Raw genomic sequence first — 21,083 nt, forward strand, 5'->3', positions numbered from 1 at the left:
TTCACCAGAAACATCCAGAACTACTTGTGCTCCGGCGTCAGCGTCTCCACGGTTACTGCCATCACGATGGGCGCCGTGTCGTCGTTGCCTTTGAGTAATTCGATCGCGGCGATTTTATCGGGCTTCTGGGGAGCGACCGATAGGTAGCGAAGTTGTTGACCGCGAAGCTGGAAGGCGAATTTACTGCCGGGAACATCGACGCGGCGAATGTAGTCGGCAAAGTGTTCGCCGTTCTTCAGTTCGTGATCCTCGCGCGAGCCATCTTCATAGCGCAGGCGAACGATGAGCGACGTCGAGCCTTCTCTTCCGAGCGGTGAGGCCCAGCCCGCGACTCCGCTCAAAAGGTGAATCGCTTTGACCGGCGCGTTGCAAGGCAACATTACTCCCTTGGGCATCGTGGGCGGAAACTTTCCGCTGGGGCCATAAAAGAGAATCGCATTGGGCACGCGATCGCCTTGCGGATCGATCAGCTGAAACGGAACTCCTTCAAACGTCTTCGGCGACCAGTCGGCGAAGACCAATCGCTCTGCTGCGGATTTCTCGTCGTAGAACATTCCCTTGGTCGTCACGATCGAAGCCACTTTATCAAGTGGAATCGGTAGGAACTTGCCGCGCTGCGTCATGAACTCGAGCAGGTCGGTTAGTTCAACTTTCGTCAGTTGTTTTTCGAAGCCCTCGGGCATTAGTGACTTCGTCGAGGCCGCCAGTTCTTCGATTTGATCGCGCTGAATGGCATGCTTCTTCCCTTCGGCATCGATCAGTTCGATGGCCGTTTTGCTTTCCGAGGCGAGCAAGCCGGTGAGCACGCGGCCGTCATCGATCAACACCGTGAAGACACGATAGTTGCCTTCCACACTGCGGCTGGGATCGAGCATGTGAATCATCAGTTCTCGCTTGGGATGAACGGCCATGCCGGTCAGGTCGGGGCCGACTTTTGTCCCTTCGCCGCTATGCGTATGGCACTTGGCGCAAACCTTTTTGAAAGCTGCTTTGCCCGCAATCGGGTCGCCCGTGGTCGTTCCAATCGAGGCCAGCTCTTCGATAACCTTCTGCCGGTCGGCATTGGGCAAGCCACCGCCAGCGGCGAGTAACTTCTTCGCAAGGTCGCGGAGCGTCCGGTCGGGATGCGAAGCGAGCGACTGCTTTTGATCGAGCGATAGATCGGTAAGTGAGAACTCACTTGCCTCGGCCGCATCGAGCATCGTCTTCGTCCAATCGCCACGCGAGACGATGGCCTGCATCACGGCAGGGCGGACTGCGGGAGTGACCTTCGCCAGGCTGGCCAGCAGAGCCTTGCCCGTCGCTGGTGACTCACTCTTGGCTGTGGCTTCAATCAGGCCGGTTGCCAATTGGGGCGAGATGCGCGGCGAAAGAAGGCTGAGTAATTGACCAGCGACTTCCGCATCTGCTTTGCGAAACTCGACCAACTGCTTCGCTGCATCCACACGCGCGGTGTCAGTTGCTTCCGCGTTCTCGACGGTTTTCAACAGCGACGCGGCAATCTCACCCGCAAATTGGTCCAGTTTTTGACTACCGAGTTTACGAGCCAGTGAGATGACGGTCGATTGCTCAGTAGCAGGTACTTTTTTGAGCAGAGATGCCAGGGCCAGTTCTTGTTCGTCACTAAGCTTGGCACTATTTCCGCGTGGCCAACCCTTTTCAAAGCCCGCAAGGATGGTGGAAACAGCTGCCTGTTCCGCTCCGGTCGCCGCGACGAGCAGCTTGCCAATCTTGGTATTCGCGTTCTCGCCACGGGCAAAGTGCTGGGCAACCAACGACACGCGATCTCGCAAGAGAGGATTTGAAAGATCGAGTTTCGCGTCTGCTGAGAGGAGATAGTTCAATAGATACTCGGCATTATTCGCGGCGGCAGCGGTGGCTGCATCGAGCAGCCAACGATCGCGCAGTGTGTCTTCGCGTTTCAGAGCGCCGATGAGTTTTGCTGTCGAGATGGGAGTGGGCCGTAGTTCAGAAAGTGCGAGCAGCATGGCCAGGCGAACCTGGCCATCGGCCTCGCCAGAGAGCGAGATGGGCACTATCGCTTCCTGAAGGGCGGACCCGGCAACCGCCGCCAGAACCGCATTGCAGCGCACACCAGCTGACGAATGCTTGAGGCTAGCCTCAATTGCCGCCTGAAATTGCAGTTGGTCGCCACCTTGCGTTATCGCCTGCAACACCCAAAGTCCATGCATGGCCGCCGGGCAGGTTTCCGCAGCATCGAGAGGAGCAGTCCTGATCAGTTCACTTAAATCCTTTTCTAAGCTGCCGTTACTTTGCTCCACCAACAACCGCTGCGCATGCAACCGCCAGAACATGTTGTCGTTCGAGAGCGTATCGACCAGCAATTCGGCCGATGCGTCTTTTAAGGAACGGTGCTTTTGCTTGTCGGCAGCCGTGTAAACGACGCGATAGATTCGCCCGTGCTTCTTATCGCGGAGGTTGGTTTCGTAGGCATTGCCGCGGCCGTTTTTGAAGCCGGCGGGAGTGGGGTTATGCTGCACGATGTAGTTGTACCAATCGATGACCCATACATGACCATCGGGCCCAACCTCGGCCATGATTGGCGCGGTCCATTCGTCGTCGCTGGCGAGCAGGTTCCAGCTGTTCTTGCTGCTGAAGTCGGCACCATTTCGATTGAGCACGAACGTCGCCGCCAGGTGGCCGGTAGGATCGGTGACGAAGGCGGTGCGATTCCAATACTCGCGCGGATATGTGCGCGCTGTGTAAATCGCATGCCCCGCAGCAGCGGTGAAGCTGCCGTGGTGATCGACTTCGCGAACCTTGTCTGTGATGGGGTGGAACTTGTCGTCTTCGGCGATGCTGCCGAGCACACTGCTGCTCCAGCCACGCACTTGTTCGTAGTAGCGATTGGCGATGGGCATGTACACGCTCGGATTGCCATTGGCCGTGCTGCCGAGCAAGATCCCTTCTTCGCTAATGCCAACGCCCCACGAGTTGTTGTTGGTGTTGCGCAGGAATTCGAACTGCGTGACTTCGGGGCCGTTTTTGCCGGCGTCGACTTTGAAGCGATAAAAGCCCGTGCGAAACGATTGTCTTTGACCGGCGATCTCACCATCAAAGCCCGCATAGCCAACCATGCCGTAGTACCAGTTATCCAGTCCATAGCGCAAGTTGCTCGGGCCGGCGTGCGTGTCGCCCGTCGACCAACCGGTGAAGAGAACTTTGCGCGTGTCGCACTTGTCGTCGCCGTCTTCGTCTTTGAGAAACAGCGTGTCCGGTGCTTGATGCACAATCACCCCGCCGCGGCAGAAGACAAGACTTGTCGGAATGCTGAGACGTTCGGCAAAGACGGTGAACTTGTCGGCACGGCCGTCTCCGTCGGTATCTTCGCAAATGCGAATGCGGTCGCGACCTGCGCCGGGCTTTTGCAACTCGTTGGGGTAATCGACCGTTTCGCAAACCCACAGTCGGCCCCGCTCGTCCCAATTCATGCAGATGGGCTTGCCTTGTAACTCGGGCTCGGAGACGAACAGTTCGACATGGAAACCCACCGGTGTGACGATGTGCTTCATCGACTCCGCAGGGGTGACCGGCAATTGCATCTGCCACTTGCCGGCATCTTGTGAGCCCCACTTCTTGCCGGCGGGATAATACGGGACGTCAGCATCGACGTACTCAAAGGGCTTCACGTCTTTGGCGATCTTGGTCATCTGTGGGCGGTCAGCGAAGACTGGCACGATTGCCGGATTGTCTTTCACCGCCCAGCGAATGCCTCGCTCGAGCAGGTTTTGAAACCCCGGATTGCCCCACGTTCGCTGATCGTGCCCCCAAGCGGTGTAGAAGACGCGGCCATCGCCGTGCGTGCGCACCCACGTCCAAGGTTCTTTCCCGTCCTTGTCTTCACGATACTCCAGCACGGTGCGATCGGTCGGATTGTGCTTGTCGTGAACGTAGGTTTCGTCCCAACTCTCGAAGCCCCCGAAGCCACGCATCAGCGGATGCTCTCCCTCGCTGATCTGCGTGCGGAACGTGCCGGTACCGTGGCGTTTGAACTGCGCGCCGACCAGGGCAATGTATTTGGGCGAATTCAGAAAGCAGTACGACGCGCAGTGCAGCGGAACGAAGCCCTTGCCCGCTTCGATATATTCCAACAGCGCTTTCTCCTGCTCAGGACTTATTTCTGTCGTGTTCGCATAGATCACGAGCCCGTCGTAATCGCCGAGGGTTGTCTTGTTGAGGTCGCTCATCTTCTCGGTGTAAGTCAGATCAATGCCGCGCTCTTTAAGCACCGGCATGATTTGCTTGAAGCGAGCTTCGGGTTGGTGATGGCCCTTGTCGCCGAGAAAGAGGAGATTTAATCGCTGGGTTGCGTCGGCCGCTGAAGCCGGAGCAACAACAATGGCCCCAACGAACAACATGAGAGCGGAACGAAGAGAAAAGAGGAGCATCGAACCACCCTTCGAAGAGAGGACACTGCAGAGACACAGAGTTCGCGGAGAGGAATTCTCCGTGTTCTCCGCGCCTCTGTGGTTTTCATTCTGATCTTATCCCAGCGTAAACTCGGGCAGTCGAACAATTTCGCCACCCTTGAGGGCCGATTCGTGGGCGCAAATGCCGACGCAGGTCCAGTTGGCCGCGGTGACGGCATTTGGCGCGGGATCGCGATTCTCGCTCAGGGCGCTAAGCATCTCGTTGACCAGGTGAGGATGCGAGCCGCCGTGACCGCCGCCTTGAATGAACGACAAGTGATCGGCATCCTGAATTGACTTCGTGAACTTGCGAATTGGTTCTGGCAGTAGATGCGCGAAGTCGGGGACTTCGATCTTCGAGGCAATTTCGTGTTCGGGCTTTTTGGCCGTATGCAACACGTGTGGCTCCCCTTCGACCAGGGTCCACTCGAAACTCTTCTTCGTGCCATATACGTCGAAACTCTCGCGATACTGCCGCGCCACGTCATACAAGAACCGCCAAATGTGCGCGGTAATGTCGCTGTCTTTGACCTTAATGTGGCAACTCTCGACAGCGAACTTGTTGCCCGACTTCTGCGCGATGTCGTCGCGCACGGTGCCACTGCCGAAACAGCTGACGTACTCGGCCTTGCCATCGACAAGACCCAAGCAGGGGCTGACGACATGCGTGGCATAGTGCATGGGAATCATCCGTTCCCAATAATCTGGCCAGCCGTCCATGTCTTGCGGATGCGAAGCCGCCAAGTGTTGAATCTTGCCGAGTTCACCCTGCTTGTAGAGCTCTTTAATGAACAGATACTCGCGGGCATAGACGACCGTCTCGGCCATCATGTACTTGAGGCCGGTCTTCTTCACCATCTCGACAATCTGGCGGCACTCGTCGATCGTCGTTGCCATCGGAACTGTGCACATCACGTGCTTGCCGGCCTTCAGTGCGGCGAGCGACATCAACGCGTGATCGGGAATTGGCGAGTTGATATGCACAAAGTCGACGTTCGGGTCCTTCAGCACATCGTCATAACGGGTGTATCTCTTTTCGATCTGAAAGCGATCGCCGACGACGTTCATCTTCTCGGCATTTCGCTGGCAGATGGCATAGACATTGGCCTGCGGGTGAGCCTGATAAATGGGAATGAACTCGGCACCGAAGCCCAGTCCAATCATTGCCACATTCCACTTCTTGCCATTCATCGTTGCACCACACGTTGCTCGAACCGCTTCTGCAGATCGAAAGGAGAGGTTGTGTTTCCAGGCCGCCAGCTGCACCGCCTGAAGCAGCAGCCAACATTTCTTTCAGTAGTTTAGTTAATTCGCCGCCGCATGCCATCAGGGCGACAATTTCGTCGCCAGACGGCCTGTTTGCTCAACCGGCTGGAGTCGCTCATAATGCCCAGTCCGTCAGCCATCACCATTTTGCAGCACTTCATGAGTACACCGTTCCCTACCACTTGGTCGCCCCCCGAACCGCTACGCATCGCGTTGTGGCAACGGGCTCTGCTATTGGTGGTCGGGTTGGCGCTCGGCTGCTTGCTTGTGACTGCCGCCCTGTTGCCGCCCAGCGAGTATGGCATGGGCACTCACCAGCAGCTTGGCCTGCCGCCGTGTTCGTTCGTGATGTGGTTCGATCTGCGCTGTCCGGCCTGTGGCATGACCACCTCCTGGGCCCACCTCATGCGCGGGCAGATCATTCGATCTGCGGTCGCCAATACCGGTGGCTGCTTGCTGGGAATTTTCGCTGCCCTGAGCACTCCGTGGCTGCTAGCGTCGGCCATTCGCGGCCGTTGGCTCTTTGGTCCCTTGTCGCCCGAAGTCACGCTCTGGGTCTTTGGCAGCATCTTCCTGGTTACGCTCGTGCAATGGGCGTGGCGAATTCTCTAATCGCTCGTTCTTGAGAAAAAATTGCCGATTCGGGCGAAATGCTCTGGCAAGATCTGCCGCATTCCGGCATAGTCCCGCCTTGAGACCTCTCTGGGGGCAGGAAGCGCTCGTACTCAGATTTGCCAGAGACCGGTCTGCTTCATCTGCAAGGGATTGCCGATGCACCGTTCGATAACCATGAATCACCGCCGCTGTTTTCTCCTCGCTGTAACCGCTGCGCTCATGTTGGCGTTGCCAGGTTGCGGCTTCATGTCGCACCTCATGTACTGGGCTCGCGGCAACCCCGTCGACGCCAAGTTTCCCGGCCTCAAGAACAAAACGGTAGCCGTCGTTTGTTTCGATACCAACCTGACCGGCCCCGGCAACGTGGCCGATGCTCTGGCCAAGTCGGTGGGAAGCAAGCTAGCGCTGAATGTTCCCAAGATCAAAGTTGTCGAACATCAAAAAGTCACCGATTGGATCGACGAGCAGTCCGATCACGTGGCCGACTTCAAAGATGTCGGGCGCGGAGTGAAGGCAGACATGGTCGTCGGCATCGACATGGACGACTTCCGCATTCACGACGGAGCCACGCTGCTGCGCGGCAGGTCGCGAATCTCGGTCAAGGTCTACGACCTCTCCAAAGGTGGCGAAGTGGTCTACCAGACCCCCGTCGACAACGTGACCTATCCCGAAAATGGGCCCCGACCGGTTACCGACAACGAAGGAGCCTTTCGCTCCCTCTTTCTCGATATTCTGGCCAAACGCATCTCCAAGGACTTCTATCCTTACGACAAGGCAGAAGACTTCGGCCTGGATGGCCTCTACACCGGCGACTAACTTCGTCGTCGTGCCGCCTGTAGGTTACGTCGGACCCAGCGGTCGGAGCGACTACGACGGCAGCCTTTGAATGCGGCGAATCGCATCGGCCAGCCGATCAATTTCGCTGCAAGTGTTGTAAATCGAAAGTGACGGGCGAACCGTCGTTTCAACCCCCATCCGCCGTAACGAAGGTTGCGAGCAGTGATGCCCGCTGCGGACTGCGATTCCCTCTTGATCGAGGTGGCGGCCGATCTCTTCTGTCCGCTTGCTGGGCAATACGAACGACAGAACGCCCACTTTTTCACGGGCGGTTCCAATCAAGCGCAGGCCATTAATTCGCAGCAGTTGCTCGGTTCCGTATTCCAGCAGGTGATGTTCGTAGGCTGCAATATTCGGCAGCCCGAGCCGATTCACATAGTCGAGCGCTGCCCCCAGGCCGACCGCATCGGCAATGTTGGGCGTGCCCGCTTCGAACTTGGCTGGCGCCTCGCTATACGACGTCTCTTCAAACGTCACGTTGCGAATCATATTGCCGCCACCTTGCCACGGCGGCACAAAATCGTGCAATTCTTCCTTGATGTAGACCGCCCCGATGCCGGTCGGGCCAAAAATCTTGTGCCCCGAGAAGACAAAAAAGTCAGCTCCCAGTTCCTGCACGTTCACGGGAATGTGAGCGACCGACTGCGCGCCGTCGATCAGCACGCGAGCGCCGTACCGTTTGGCAATCTGCGTCATCTCATGCACGGGAAGAATCGTCCCCAAACTGTTCGAGGCCTGCGTCAGCCCGACGATCTTCGTCCGTGGCCCGAGAATCTTTTGATACTCCTCCATCATGATTTCGCCCCGGTCGTTGACCGGAATCACGCGGATGTGAGCACCCTTTTCTTTGGCCACCATTTGCCAGGGAACGATGTTGGCGTGATGCTCGAGATTCGACAGCACGATCTCGTCGCCGGGCTGTAAAAACTTAGCGCCGTAGGTCTTGGCGATGAGATTAATGCCTTCCGTCGTACCGCGGACGAAGACAATCTCTTTCACGCTCGACGCGCCGATGAAGGCCTGCACTTTTTGCCGAGCCGACTCATACGCATCCGTCGCGCGGGCTGCGAGGGTGTGGGCGGCACGGTGAATGTTCGAGTTATCGTTCTCGTAGAAGTGGCTGATCGCATCGATCACGCTTTGCGGCTTTTGTGTCGTTGCCGCGTTATCGAGCCAGGCGAGTGGCTTGCCATGCACGCGCTGCCGCAGGATCGGAAAATCGCCGCGCACGGCGTTCACGTCCATCGGCCGCGAGCCCTGTGCGGAGTACTGCTTATTCAGTGCTTGCCGCTCGCGCAGTTCGACTGCGGTCGCCCCCAGGCCGTTGTTTCGTCCCGGAAAATGCGAAGCGCGAATCGACTGCACAAACGCACTCAAGCCCCCCGATGTTCCTTGCGCGCCGGGTACTTCGGCCGCACTGCCGTGCGCGGGGAATGCAGGCGCATGGATGAACGTCGGTGTCCCGCCGAACGAAGGCACGCCGCCGAAACCCGGTGGCGAGAACGGCACACCGGGGAAGGAAGGACTGGTGGGCAAGTTCCCCATGCCAGGATTGGGGGGAACTGCCGGCGGCGAACCGACTGGCAGCGCGCTCGGGCCAGGCATTCCGCCCGAGTGTACGGGAAAGGAATTGTGCGGCACCGAGACGGGAGGTGAAGGCATACCGGTCGGAGCAACCGACGAAGGTTCTGGCAGAGGAGTTTCGGCAGCAGGGAGCGCCTTGGCATTCGGCGGCTCGTTATAAAGTCGCGAAGCGATCCGTGAAATCATGTCAGGGGTAATCTCGTCCACAGCAGTCACTCCAGCAACCTAATGAATCTGCGCGAATTCAACGTCAGCGAACGATTACTTCACCTTGTTCGGACGATGATCGTAGTCGTGGTAGTAACCGACTTCGACGTTCTCCAGCACGCCCAACGCATCGTCAGTCAACACCGCGCACGACGAATAAAGCGTGAGGAGGTAGGAAGCTACGCCCAGGCTATCGAGCCCCATCAAGCGGGCCGACAAGCTGGGGCTCACTTCGCCAGGGATCCCAGCCTGGTGCAGGCCGACGACACCCTGATCCTTTTCGCCAATCCGCAGCAGCAAGATGCTGGTCGTGCCATACCACTGGTTCGATTGATAGCGGCTCTTCATTTCCAACTTGTCACAAGGGACGAGCGGGATGCCGCGCCACATGATGACCGGCGTACCGAACATGTTCATCGTCACGGGTGGCACACCGCGCCACGTGCATTCGCGCTCAAAGGCCGCAATCGCCTTGGGATGAGCCAGAAAGAACGCAGGTTTCTTCCAAACGAGTGCCAGCAGTTCATCCAGATCGTCGGGAGTAGGAGCGCCGTAACGCGTGCTGATGCGCATGGCCGGATCGACTGAGTGAATAAGCCCGAACTTCTTGTTGTTGATCAGTTCCCACTCTTGCCGCTCTTTGATCCCTTCGATCGTCAAGCGCATCTGCTCTTCGAGTTGATCGTAGGGCCCGTTGTACAGGTCAGAGACGCGCGTGTGAACGCGGACGACAGTTTGAATCGCCGACAGCGAATACTCGCGCGGATGGGCCGAGTAGTCGACGAATGTCTCGGGGATCTCAACGTTCTCCGCAAAGCCCGAAACGAGGTCGATGTTTCGCTCGCCGTAGCGATTCACGGTCGATTGCAATTCGACATGCTCGTTAATCGCGCGCTTGAAGTCATCGGTCTGATTCGGCGTTTCGCTTAGCATCGAATCGAGATCCTTGCGCGACAACGTCAGCAGCACGCACGGTGTTATCGTCCGCACCGTTACATCCGAAGGCTTGTCGCTGACCAGGTCAGACTCGCCGAAGAATTCACCTTCGGTCAGCAGGGCGATGCGCAAATCGCTGCCGTGGACACCCTTGCTCAGGACTTCGACCTGACCCTGAGCGATGATGAAGAACTTGCTGAGATCCTCCCCTTCGACAATCAGCTTGTTGCCGAGCGAGACCTCTTCGGTCTTAAAGCGATTGGCCATCCGGCCGAGGATCGTATCCGAAAGTTTTGAAAAGTGAGGTACGCTCCGGAGCGCTTCGAACGGGAACGTAATCGCGCCGTCGTTGACGTCGACTTCGATCCGTTCCGCCTTCGTCAGTTCGACCTTGGTCCGATTGACGCGGTACGTGCCACCATCGACTTGCACCCACGGCAGCAAGCTGAGGAGCCAGCGCGGGGTGATCGACATCATCTTGGGTGATGTCTTGGTGGTGTTCGCCAGATTGCGGGCGACCGACGTCGTCACGCTACGTTGCAGGAGGTTGTCGGACATTTCGGTTCTCGATAAATGGGATTTCAGATTCGTTCTGGAATTGTGCTTACTTAGCCCGACGCGTCAGCGAGGGGGAAGTGCTGGTCATCGTCGATTGGCAATTCACCCTCGCTGACGCGTCGGGCAAAACGGACTAAATACCGGACCCATACTCAAAGCCGCGATTTTCGCGCATCGTGTAGTCGTGGTAGTAACCGACTTCGACGTTTTCTAGTACTCCCAGCGCATCGTCGGTCAGTACCGCCGCGGAGAAGTAGAGTGTGAGGAGATACGAAGCCACACCTAAGCTATCGAGCCCCATTAAGCGGGCCGACAAACTGGGGCCAATCGCACCGGGAATCGCTGCCTGGTGCAAACCAACGACCCCTTGATCGGCCTCACCGGTTCGCATGAGCAGGATGCTCGTTGTGCCGTACCATTGATTCGACAGATAGCGGCTCTTCATTTCCAACTTGTCGCAGGGGACGAGCGGAATGCCACGCCAAGTGATGACGGGCGTCCCAAAAAGATTCATCGTCACGGGTGGGACGCCGCGCCACGTGCATTCGCGTTCGAAAGCGGCGATCGCCTTGGGATGAGCGAGGAAGAACGCTGGCTTCTTCCAAACCAGCGCGAGGAGTTCGTCCAGATCGTCGGGCGTTGGTGCGCCGTAGCGAGTGCTGATGCGCATCGCGGGATCGACCGAGTGAATCAGCCCGAACTTCTTGTTATTGATGATCTCCCACTCCTGCCGCTCTTTGATTCCTTCGATCGTCAGCCGCATTTGCTCTTCGAGCTGATCGTAGGGGCCGTTGTAAAGATCGGAGACGCGTGTGTGGACGCGAACAACGGTTTGAACCGAAGAGAGCGAATACTCGCGGGGATGAGCTGAGTAATCGACAAAGGTCTCCGGAATTTCAACGTTCTCGGCAAAACCCGAGACGAGATCGATATTGCGCTCGCCGTAGCGATTGACGGTCGATTGCAGGGCAAGATGCTCGTCGATCGCGCGCTGAAAATCCTCGCCCCACTGCGGGAACTCGCTCAGGACCGAATCGAGATCCTTGCGCGAAAGGGTCAGGAGAACGCACGGAGTGATCGTGCGGACGGTGATGTCCGAGGGCTTGCCGCTGACAAGATCGGTCTCGCCGAAGAATTCGCCTTCAGTCAACAGCGCGATTCGCAGGTCGCTGCCATGCACCCCCTTGCTCAGCACTTCGACCTGGCCCTGGGCGATGATGAAGAACTTGCTGCGGTCTTCACCTTCGACGACTAATTCATTTCCCAGTGAGACTGCTTCACTCTTGAAGTGCTGGGCCATCTGCGCGAGCAATGAATCGGGCACGCGCGAGAGGAGCGGCACGCTGCGGAGCGTTTCGGGCGGAATGCTGATGGCATCGCCACTCAGATCGATCTCGATCCGCTCGGCCTTGCTCAGTTCCACCTTCGTGCGGTTCACGCGGTAGGTGCCCCCTTCCACGTTCACCCACGGCAGCATGCTCAGCAGCCAGCGCGGGGTGATCGACATCATCTTGGGTGATGTCTTGGTGGTATGAGCCAGGTTGCGCGCGACCGAGGTCGTTACGCTGCGTTGCAAGAGGCTGTCAGACATAGAGAGTTCCACCCCACGATCAGGAAGGGCATTGGAACCTCCGGTATGTCCGGTCGGCATGAATTGGATTGCTAGTTTATCGGCCCGCAAACCTTCACCAGATTAGCTGTTTCCCCAAGCGTCGACCAGTAGTGCAGGATTCCTGATTGACATGTCGACACATTCCGATATAATCGATTAACGAGGCACAGCAATGGCAACCAAACCAAAAAACAGCTCGCTGACTCCACTTCCCGCCCTCGAGCAGGCAGCAGAGTGCTTGAAAGCGCTGGCTCATCCACACCGATTGCGGATCCTGCAAATGCTGCTGCGGGGTGAGTATGCCGTCGGCGAACTAGCAGAAGCCTGCGAGATTCCCAGTCACATGGCCTCGGAGCATTTGCGACTAATGCAACGGTGCGGCTTTCTCAAGGCAACCAAAGAGGGTCGCTTTGTGTATTACAGCGTGGCTGAACCACACCTGGCCAGCATCATGGCTTGTATCGAAGCTCGCTTCGGGAGTTGATTCTCGTTTTTTGTCATACATATCGTAATCTCGCGACACGTCCATTTTATTGATCGGTCGATTACAGGAGCTTCGTCATGACCCAGACCATCACGCCACAGGACTTTCAGCGCCTTTGCCAAAGCGGACAGGACGTCGAACTCATCGATGTTCGCACGCCGGTGGAGTTCCAGGAAATGCACGTCGAGATCGCTAAAAATGTGCCGCTCGATCGCCTCGACCCGCAGCGCCTGCAACAAGAGCGAACAACCGGCGAAGCGCCGCTGTACGTGATTTGCCGATCAGGCGGTCGCGGCAAACAAGCCTGTGAGAAGTTCCAGGCCGCTGGAGTGACGAACGTCATCAACGTCGAAGGAGGAACCATGGCCTGCGCTGCCGCCGGGATGTCGATGGTTCGCGGCAAGAAGGCGGTCTCGCTCGAACGCCAAGTACGAATCGCCGCTGGTTCGCTCGTCTTCGTCGGTTCAGCGCTGGGTTACTTCGTACATCCTTATTTCATTGGACTCCCCGCCTTCGTCGGCGCGGGACTCGTTTTCGCCGGTGTCACCGATACCTGTGGCATGGGCATGATGCTTGCGCGCATGCCGTGGAATCAGGTTGCCTCTCCAGGCGGAAGCTGTGCGCTGCCCAAGTGACGTCGACGGTGCGCGTTGCCGTGTATTCCATGTGGGTTGAGAATCTCTGATCGGTACGAACAGAAGGAGCATTCCCAATGCGGTTTTTTTCTGGCCTGCTAGTTGTCGCAGTTTCAGCTTGTGGATTCGCGGCCTGTGCCGAACCTCCCAGCTTTCAGTTTCCTGCTGTGGTGGACTACGGCGGCGTTGCGCCCTTGCCCGATGCCGCCGAACAGCCACGCGCGGGCGTAAAGGTCGTGTTCGACATCACACCCGAAGCAAAGCCGGAGGACGTCAACAAGGGGCTCGAAACAGTAGCTCGCTATTTGAATCTCAATGCTCAGGCCGGCCACAAGACGAGCGATGTTCGCATCGCCTTAGTCTTGCACGGCGGCGCTACCAAGGTGGCTTTGAGTGATGCAGCCTATGCGCAGCATACAGGCGCGAAACACAACCCTAACTCCAAGCTGCTTCGAGAACTAAAGAAGTGCGGGGTCGAAGTCTTTGTTTGTGGGCAGTCACTCGCCCGGAACAAGTTCGCTGCCAGCGAGGTCAATCCCGACGTGACCATTGCTGTTTCCGCGATGACAGTGAACATCAACAAGCAGCTGGACGGTTATGCCTATCTTGCCATTCACTAAGCTCAGGTCCACGAATCCCACTCCGCACGCTCCTCTTCTGACGGGAACTCGGCCATGCAACTCAAACAATACTATCTCGCCTGTCTCTCCCAGGCTTCTTACCTGATCTTGGATGAGAAAACAAAGACCGCAGCGGTAGTCGATCCGCAACGAGACATCGACCAATACACTCGCGATGCGGCAGATGCAGGTTGCCAGATCAAGCATGTATTCCTCACGCACTTTCATGCCGACTTTCTGGCCGGACACATCGAACTGCGCGACAAAGTGGGAGCCACCATTCATCTCGGTCGGCGCGCGGACGCTGAGTTTGCCGTGAACAAAGTGAAGGATGGAGATCGGATCGAATTCGGTGATGTGCGATTGCAGATCCTCGAAACGCCTGGACACACTCCTGAAGGGATTTCGATTCTCGTTTTCGATCTCGCCAAGTCGACAAGCGAACCTTTCGCGGTCCTCACTGGCGATACCCTGTTTATTGGCGATGTCGGTCGGCCCGATCTACTCGCGTCGATCGGCGTGACTGCGGACGAATTAGCCGACATGCTGTACGACTCGCTGACGAACAAGCTCGTCACTTTGCCGGATGCCACGCTGGTTTATCCAGCGCATGGTGCCGGGTCGATGTGCGGCAAGAGCTTGAGCAAGGAAACGGTTTCGACGATTGGCGAGCAGAAGAAATTCAACTACGCACTGCAACCAATGAGCCGCGCGGAGTTCAAGCAACTGGTTACTGCCGAGCAACCCGAAGCGCCAAGCTATTTTGTTCACGACGCGATGCTCAATCGCCAAGAGCGGCCGAATCTCGAAGGGACTCTCACCAAGTCGTTGAAATCGATGTCGCTGAACGAAGTCATCAGCCAGCGAGATCAAGGCGCGCAATTATTGGATGTCCGCAGCGCGCTTGATTTTGCCGGAGCGCATTTGGCTGGCTCGCTTAACATCGATCTGCAGGGAAAATATGCTACCTGGTGCGGCACCATGCTCGAACACGAGCGGCCGATTGTCGTGATCGCCGAATCGGGCAACGAGCCAGAGGCTGTGATGCGGCTCGGCCGAATTGGGTTCGATAATGTCGTCGGTTTCTTGCAAGATGGCATGAGTGCGTTGCGCGAACATCAGGAGTTCATTCGCCAGATCGATCGCATCACAGCCGTCGCGCTCAGCGAACAGCGCGCAGCAGATTTGCCGCCACAGATTGTTGATGTACGCTCCGAAAAGGAGTGGAACAGCGGACATATTGCCGGCAGCGTGAACATTCCACTCAATCACCTGCGAGAACGCGCCACCGAGCTTGCTCCCGACCGACCCATAGTCGTGCATTGCGAAGGTGGATATCGTTCGGCCATTGCGGCCAGCCTGCTGGCTCAACTGGGGCATTCCCAGGTGCAAGATCTCGCTGGTGGCTTCAAAGCCTGGAGTGCATCCCAGCTGCCGACAGAAACGAATGCAATGGCAGCCAGCACTTCGTAGCCTCGCGCTACAAATACTATCACTAAGGACATGATCAATGAAACTGCTGATCATTGGCGGCGTGGCCGGAGGTGCCTCGGCAGCGACGCGCGCTCGGCGTCTTTCTGAAACCGCCGAGATCGTGATGTTCGAGCGCGGGCCTGATGTCTCGTTCGCGAATTGCGGGCTTCCCTACCACATTGGCGGCGAGATCAAGGACCGCAACAAGCTGCTGGTCACCACTCCTGCCAAACTGCACGAACGATTCAACCTTGATGTGCGAGTCCGCTCGTCGGTCTTGGCCATCGATCGCACGCAGAAGACCGTACATGTGCGCGAGCTGAATACCGGCCGCGAATACGACGAGTCGTACGACAAACTGATCCTCGCCCCCGGTGCTGCACCTCTTCGTCCGTCACTACCGGGCATCGATTTGCCTGGTATTCATACGCTGCGCAATCTGCCCGACATGGACCGGATCAAGGCGATTGTCGATGCCGGCGCGAAGAGTGCCATCGTTATTGGCGCGGGCTTTATCGGCCTGGAAATGGTCGAAAACCTCATTCATCGCGGCGTGCAAACCACCGTTGTCGAGTTGCAAGACCAAGTCCTGCCACCACTCGATAGGGAAATGACTACTCCGCTCGCCGAAGTTTTGGCCGCCAAGGCCAAGGGAGTCACTCTTTTGCTCAGCGAATCGGCCGAAGGTTTTGAAAGTGCCGATGAAGAGATTGTCGTGCAGCTCAAGTCTGGCAAGCGGCTGCAAGCTCCGCTGGTGATCTTGGGCATTGGTGTGAAGCCCGAAAATCAACTCGCGATTGCGGCTGGACTGGAAGTTGGCCCTCGTGGCGGCATTCGCGTGAACGAACAGCTGCAAACAAGCGATCCCGACATCTACGCCGTGGGTGATGCCATTGAAGTGCGTGACGTGATTTCCGACAGCCCGACGCAAGTTCCCCTCGCCGGACCGGCGAATCGTCAGGGGCGACTTGCGGCCGATCACATCTTCGGCAAGCAGGTTCGCTATCGCGGCACGCAAGGGACGGCGATCGTTGGCCTGTTCGGCAAGACAGCAGCCCTGACCGGTGCCTCCGAGAAGTCGCTCCAGCGGAGCGGCATCCCTTACCGTATGGTTTACATTCATCCCGCCCATCACGCCGGCTATTATCCCGGCGCACAAGCCATGGCGCTCAAGCTCCTCTTCACGCCCGATGACGGCCGCATTCTCGGCGCCCAAGCTGTCGGCGGTGAAGGAGTCGACAAGCGGATCGATGTGATCGCGGTGGCCATTCAGGCGAAGATGACTGTCTTCGATCTGGAAGAAGTCGAACTCGCTTACTCACCGCAATTTGGTTCGGCGAAGGATCCGGTGAACATGGCAGGCTTTGTCGCTGCAAATCTCCTGAGGGGAGATCATCCGCAGATCGACGTCGCCGCTTACGAGAAGCTGGCGGGCGACGATCAGCCTTTCTTGCTCGACGTGCGCACCGCCGATGAGTTCAACGCCGGGCACATTCCCGGTGCGACGAACATTTCCATCGATGTGCTGCGTGCCCACCTGGACGAATTGCCACGCGGGCGAGACATCGTGGCCTATTGTCAGGTCGGCCAGCGTGGCTATCTGGCCACTCGCATTCTGCTGCAAGCGGGCTTTCGGGTGCGCAACCTCAGCGGTGGTTACAAGACCTACCTGCTGTGGCACCCGGCAGAGGCGAAATGAGCGAGCACTAACCGCCGGGACGATTGAGCGTCAGGGAGTAGAGGATCACAACAGCCCCGGTCGACAGCAGGCTCCAAGGAGCCCACTCGGCCGGTCTCCAGTCGCGACTGGCAGCCATGGGTGTGCTGCTTTGAAACATCGACTGCTGCCCAGTCGGGCTTGGGCTGTTGTCACCCGCGAAGACATACGATTCGACGACCAGGCATTCTGCCCCGAAGATGCAGGCATAAATGCCAAGGGCTAAAAAGAAGGCGCGCCACATGAGCATGACTTTCCAAGGGGGCTGAGCGGGGCCATCCTGGCAAACTCTCGTGCTCCGTCCGTACTTGGCTTGTATCGACGCGATCAGCAGTTGAATTCCACAATTCAAGCTGCTGCCGCACGATCGTCAGAAGCGCTCTGTCTTCACTTCATCAATCCGTCGCGACTACTGTCTGGCTCCGCCATTCACGGCTGCAGAAATTTGCCGGATTTGCCGCCCCTGCAGATCGATCTCGACAATCTGTTCGGCAGTGGTGATGAGCGTGCGCCCGCCGGGCAAGCGGAAGGCATCGCTGGGGCGGGCAATTTTGTATTCCCACGTGACGCGACTTTCATCGTCCAATTCCACGACGCGCCCCTGGCCATAGTTGGCCGTCAGCAGGCGCCCCGAAGGGAGCACTTGCAAACTATTGATGCGTCCCTCAATCGTCCACTGCCGCACGCTGCTGCCGTCGGGTGCCACTTCGCGAACCAGGTTGGGGCAGGCGAAAATGGTGTTGCCGTTGTGCAGCCGCTCGGCATCGAAGCACTGATCGGGCGTGCCATGTTCCCACACCAGGTTGCCGCCTGAATCGGCTTCGACGACGCGGTTCCCGCCGAAATCGGCAATCAGCACGCGCCCCCCCGGCAGCGGCTTGGCTCGAATGGCATTCACGCCGCTGAGTTGCCAAACCACTTGGCCGCGATTGTCGAATTCACAGACTCGGTTCTCCCAATGAGAGGCGACCAGCACGTTGCCGCCAGGCAACTTTTCCGCGCTCCAGGCTTGCATGTTCAACTGCCAGGTGATGTTGCCATCGGTGTCCAACTCGCAAACTTTCCCCATCCCGCCGGTGGCAATCAGCGTGTGGCCATTCAAGCTGCCGCGGGCGTGAACCGCCAATCGCTGCGGCGGTTGCAACACAACCTGGGTGCCCGGACCAGCCAGCCACTCGCGCCAGCGCGCCATCGTTGCTTGCCGTTCGGCCGCCGCTGCATAGGGCGAATAGTCGAACTCCTGCCCAGTCAGCCCGCATAGCCATAGGGCAGCTTCACGGCGGACATCGACCTGGGGCGAATCGAGCAGGCGAATGAACGCAGACAGTGCGGCAATCTCGCCCCGCTGGGCGACACCTTGTGCGGTCAGCAGCGACACCTGGTCGTCGCGATCGGCCAGCAGTTGAGCGATCAGCGGACGGTCGACGACTTCAGTACTGCGGCTAATGACAATCGCCGCGGCCAGGCGCGACGACAAGCGTTCGGCAGTCGCTGCCGCCCGAAACTCCGGCAAGAGCGACGCCCGCATGTGGCGCTGCAAGAGAAACGAAAACTCGTCGCGCAAATCGGCGCGCTCCATCACAATCGCCACCACCAGCCAATCGTCGTCGCTCAAAGCCGCGGGCTCGCGGGCGATGAGCTGCAACGCAGCTCGATAGACTTGCGTCGATTCCGAATCATGCCGATCAAGGACGTGCCGCAAGCGCCAGCGCCCTTCCGGCAACTCGGTTGCCAATCGTTTGAGCCATTCTTCCCGCGGAATCGCCGGCAGCTGAATCAGCTGCTGCATGGCCGACTCGCGCAAGTGATACTCTTCCGCATCGAGATCCTTCAACCAGCGATCTCGATCGGCCGGCGTATGCTGCGAGAAGCGCTGCAGCAGTTCAACCGCGCCCGCTGCAGTCCCCGGCACCTTGCGGGCAATGAGCACCTCAGCCGGATCCCAGGTCTGCTGCTTGGGCGCATTGGGCTCGGTGATGACACCCGCCGGATCGCCACCACCCACACGAATGCGCAGCTGAGCGTGCAGCAGCTGTTGGCCGAAGAGTACGAACGCGAGCGCAGCAATCATCCGTTGGACAAACGAGCGGGCAGGCAGGCTCATGGTTCGTTCCTCTCCGTCGACTCGGCAGGTAGGGGGATGACTTCTTTGGTGGGAGAGGTTGGCTGTGGAATTTCGTCGGGCTCAAAAAAGCCATTCTGGTTGCGGTCGAGTGTCGCGAATTTCTCGGCACTCCCCAGAAACTCCTTCGCGCTGATGACGCCATCGCGGCTAGTATCCATGGCTGCGAACCAACTCGGCAGGTTTTCGCTTGGTGCACGCGTTTCGACCGGACCAACGGCGAACAATTGTTCCTGGTTCTCGATGCTGCCACGGGCGATAACAATCACAATCTCTTCGGGAAGTTCGTCGACCGTGATTGCCCCGTCGCTATTTGCATCTAGTTGCTGCAGCCGGGCAGCGGCACGCTCGAGTTCACGGGCATCGAGCCGATCATCGGCATTTTCATCGAGCGCGAGAAAGAGCGAATCTTCTTGGTCTTGCACCCGAGCATGTACTTGCACGCGCTGGGCACCTTGCCTTTGCCGCAGAAAATCGGTGATCTCCAGCAGATAGACCTTGCCATCCGCATCGGCATCGAGCGCTTCGAACCGACCAAACTGCTGTTGCACCGCAGCGCTGACCTCGCTCGATTCCAGGTAGCCATTCGCGTCGGCATCGTACATGGCCAGCCCTTGCTGGGCCTGGGCGGCGAAGTCCACAGTTGCGAGCGTATCGTTGCGCACAAACTTCAGCGAGACGCCCGGACTGCGAAAGGTGACCCGATTGGGCCACGAAATGACTGTGGGAAAGCTGCCTTCGCGGCTGGGCAGCAGGTTGCCGTAAGCGACGTCAATCATTGGCGAAGTTCGAGGAGAACCGGCCTGACTCACTGTGGGCTGGCCAAATTGGAGTCGCAGAAAAAGATTGGATCGCGCCGTATTGAGCCTCGGAAATTCCTTGCGGCCGATCTTGCCATCCTTGTCTTCGTCGAGATGAATAAACAGTTCGCGTTGTTCGCCAAAATCATCCGATCCCAGCGTGCCACCGAGCGCATACTGCTCTTCGAGCGCGGCGCGAATCGAATCCCAGTTCGCATGCTCGCCCAGCACGCGGGCAAAGTCGCCGCGAATGCCGCGTGTGCGGTTGCCGGGCATCAGTTCCACTTCGGTCGTGCGGCGCAATTCGCCGACCACCAGTGTTTCGTCATCGTCGCTATCGAGCAGCCTTAGTTGAGCGGCAGCAGCTTCGATTTCTGCCTTGGTCAATTGGCCATCGTTGTCGGTATCGAGCGCTCGCCAGGTGGGACTGCCGCGGCGATTGCGGCCGTGGAACTGCTCGATGCTGCGGACCGAAAAGGCTCGCGCGCCGCCGGCATTGCGAGTCAGAAAGCGGGGCAACTCCGCCAAATCGACGCGGCCATCGCCATCGAGATCGTATTGCTGAATGATTTGCTTCGGCGCGTTCTCGCGGTCAATCGGCAAATTGCCGAACTGGCCATAGCGAAACTTCGGGCTTGTAGTTACTTCTTTCCAGGTCGCGGTTCCATCAAGGTCGGTATCAGCCAGCTTAAGCACTTCCTGCAGCAGGCGATCGAACTCGTCCGCTTGCGGCTGGCCATCGATCCACAATTCGAACTCGACAATCAGCGGACCTTGCGGCGCGAGGAGCAACAGGCGCTCGGTCGCTAACGGCTTTTCGTCGGGTTTCTCGGTAGGGACTTCGGCGGCAACAACCGGTTCCGGCGGCGCTGGCTCCGGAGTTTCCACTACAGGCATCGGCGGCGGAATCGGGGGTGCTGCGACGACTGGCGGCTTCACCGCTGAAGGGACAACGGTCGGCGTCGAACTGCGAACACAACCAACGACCGCGCACAGCAGCAGAATGCTGACCAGGGACAGCGATCGAATGTTGGAAGTGAACATGGTGGCAGCTGCTGGGGGCAGAAACCAAGGCCTGACTATTCTACCCCTCCCTTGAGCGCGGATCATCCGTTTTCTGCGCAACGCGAGCGAGCGGGACTTGTGTTATCGCTCCATTCGTCACAACCGGACTGCACAAGCCTTAG

At 58.2% G+C, this 21,083-nt stretch carries 15 protein-coding genes; 7 read left to right on the top strand and 8 right to left on the bottom strand.

The features are described 5' to 3' along the window. Positions 1-20 precede the first annotated feature (20 nt). The gene (locus tag ETAA8_RS30900) at positions 21-4,409 is read right to left on the bottom strand and encodes a PVC-type heme-binding CxxCH protein (RefSeq protein WP_145098212.1); all 4,389 of its coding nucleotides are present in this window, start codon (positions 4,407-4,409) and stop codon (positions 21-23) included. A 96-nt stretch (positions 4,410-4,505) separates the two neighbouring features. Beyond that, positions 4,506-5,621, bottom strand: a complete 1,116-nt coding sequence (locus tag ETAA8_RS30905; protein WP_145098214.1) for a Gfo/Idh/MocA family protein — start codon at positions 5,619-5,621, stop codon at positions 4,506-4,508. Between the two features lie 195 nt (positions 5,622-5,816). Between ETAA8_RS30905 and ETAA8_RS30910 the strand changes: the two genes are divergently transcribed. Further along, positions 5,817-6,308 (top strand): DUF2752 domain-containing protein, encoded by a 492-nt coding sequence (locus ETAA8_RS30910; RefSeq protein ID WP_202921371.1) that lies wholly within the window; start codon positions 5,817-5,819, stop codon positions 6,306-6,308. Between the two features lie 249 nt (positions 6,309-6,557). Next, positions 6,558-7,127, top strand: coding sequence for a hypothetical protein (locus ETAA8_RS30915; protein WP_145098220.1), 570 nt, complete (start codon positions 6,558-6,560; stop codon positions 7,125-7,127). Between the two features lie 51 nt (positions 7,128-7,178). On the opposite strand, the gene ETAA8_RS30920 is transcribed toward ETAA8_RS30915, so the two are convergent. The 3 genes from ETAA8_RS30920 to ETAA8_RS30930 all read right to left on the bottom strand — a co-directional run bounded on the left by ETAA8_RS30920 (position 7,179) and on the right by ETAA8_RS30930 (position 12,024). Continuing rightward, positions 7,179-8,939, bottom strand: a complete 1,761-nt coding sequence (locus ETAA8_RS30920) for a SufS family cysteine desulfurase (RefSeq protein ID WP_202921372.1) — start codon at positions 8,937-8,939, stop codon at positions 7,179-7,181. Between the two features lie 54 nt (positions 8,940-8,993). Continuing rightward, a complete protein-coding gene (locus ETAA8_RS30925; protein WP_145098222.1) occupies positions 8,994-10,433 on the bottom strand; it encodes a family 2B encapsulin nanocompartment shell protein in 1,440 nt (479 codons plus the stop codon). Positions 10,434-10,566: 133 nt separating this feature from the next. After that, positions 10,567-12,024, bottom strand: a complete 1,458-nt coding sequence (locus tag ETAA8_RS30930; RefSeq protein WP_145098225.1) for a family 2B encapsulin nanocompartment shell protein — start codon at positions 12,022-12,024, stop codon at positions 10,567-10,569. A gap of 193 nt (positions 12,025-12,217) precedes the next feature. Here ETAA8_RS30930 and ETAA8_RS30935 point away from each other — a divergent pair, with 193 nt between their 5' ends. The 5 genes from ETAA8_RS30935 to ETAA8_RS30955 all read left to right on the top strand — a co-directional run bounded on the left by ETAA8_RS30935 (position 12,218) and on the right by ETAA8_RS30955 (position 16,956). Beyond that, on the top strand, positions 12,218-12,529 hold the full coding sequence (locus tag ETAA8_RS30935) for an ArsR/SmtB family transcription factor (protein WP_145098228.1): 312 nt from the start codon (positions 12,218-12,220) through the stop codon (positions 12,527-12,529). 77 nt (positions 12,530-12,606) lie between these two features. After that, positions 12,607-13,164: a rhodanese-like domain-containing protein gene (locus ETAA8_RS30940; protein ID WP_145098230.1), complete on the top strand. Its 558-nt coding sequence runs from the start codon at positions 12,607-12,609 to the stop codon at positions 13,162-13,164. Positions 13,165-13,241: 77 nt separating this feature from the next. After that, positions 13,242-13,784, top strand: a complete 543-nt coding sequence (locus ETAA8_RS30945; protein WP_145098233.1) for a DsrE family protein — start codon at positions 13,242-13,244, stop codon at positions 13,782-13,784. A gap of 54 nt (positions 13,785-13,838) precedes the next feature. Then, the gene (locus tag ETAA8_RS30950) at positions 13,839-15,257 is read left to right on the top strand and encodes an MBL fold metallo-hydrolase (protein WP_145098235.1); all 1,419 of its coding nucleotides are present in this window, start codon (positions 13,839-13,841) and stop codon (positions 15,255-15,257) included. Positions 15,258-15,294: 37 nt separating this feature from the next. After that, a complete protein-coding gene (locus ETAA8_RS30955; protein ID WP_145098237.1) occupies positions 15,295-16,956 on the top strand; it encodes an FAD-dependent oxidoreductase in 1,662 nt (553 codons plus the stop codon). A 7-nt stretch (positions 16,957-16,963) separates the two neighbouring features. Here the strand turns inward: ETAA8_RS30955 and ETAA8_RS30960 are convergent, their stop codons facing one another. The 3 genes from ETAA8_RS30960 to ETAA8_RS30970 form a co-directional block, all read right to left on the bottom strand. Next, positions 16,964-17,224, bottom strand: a complete 261-nt coding sequence (locus ETAA8_RS30960) for a hypothetical protein (protein ID WP_238397622.1) — start codon at positions 17,222-17,224, stop codon at positions 16,964-16,966. 159 nt (positions 17,225-17,383) lie between these two features. Continuing rightward, positions 17,384-19,078, bottom strand: a complete 1,695-nt coding sequence (locus ETAA8_RS30965; RefSeq protein ID WP_145098240.1) for a PQQ-binding-like beta-propeller repeat protein — start codon at positions 19,076-19,078, stop codon at positions 17,384-17,386. Continuing rightward, complete coding sequence (locus ETAA8_RS30970; RefSeq protein WP_145098244.1) at positions 19,075-20,940, bottom strand: EF-hand domain-containing protein; 1,866 nt, start codon at positions 20,938-20,940, stop codon at positions 19,075-19,077. Before ETAA8_RS30970 ends, ETAA8_RS30965 begins: the two co-directional genes overlap by 4 nt. Positions 20,941-21,083: the final 143 nt, after the last annotated feature.

Origin of the sequence: Anatilimnocola aggregata, from assembly GCF_007747655.1 — a bacterium.
Classification (GTDB): Bacteria; Planctomycetota; Planctomycetia; order Pirellulales; family Pirellulaceae; genus Anatilimnocola; species Anatilimnocola aggregata.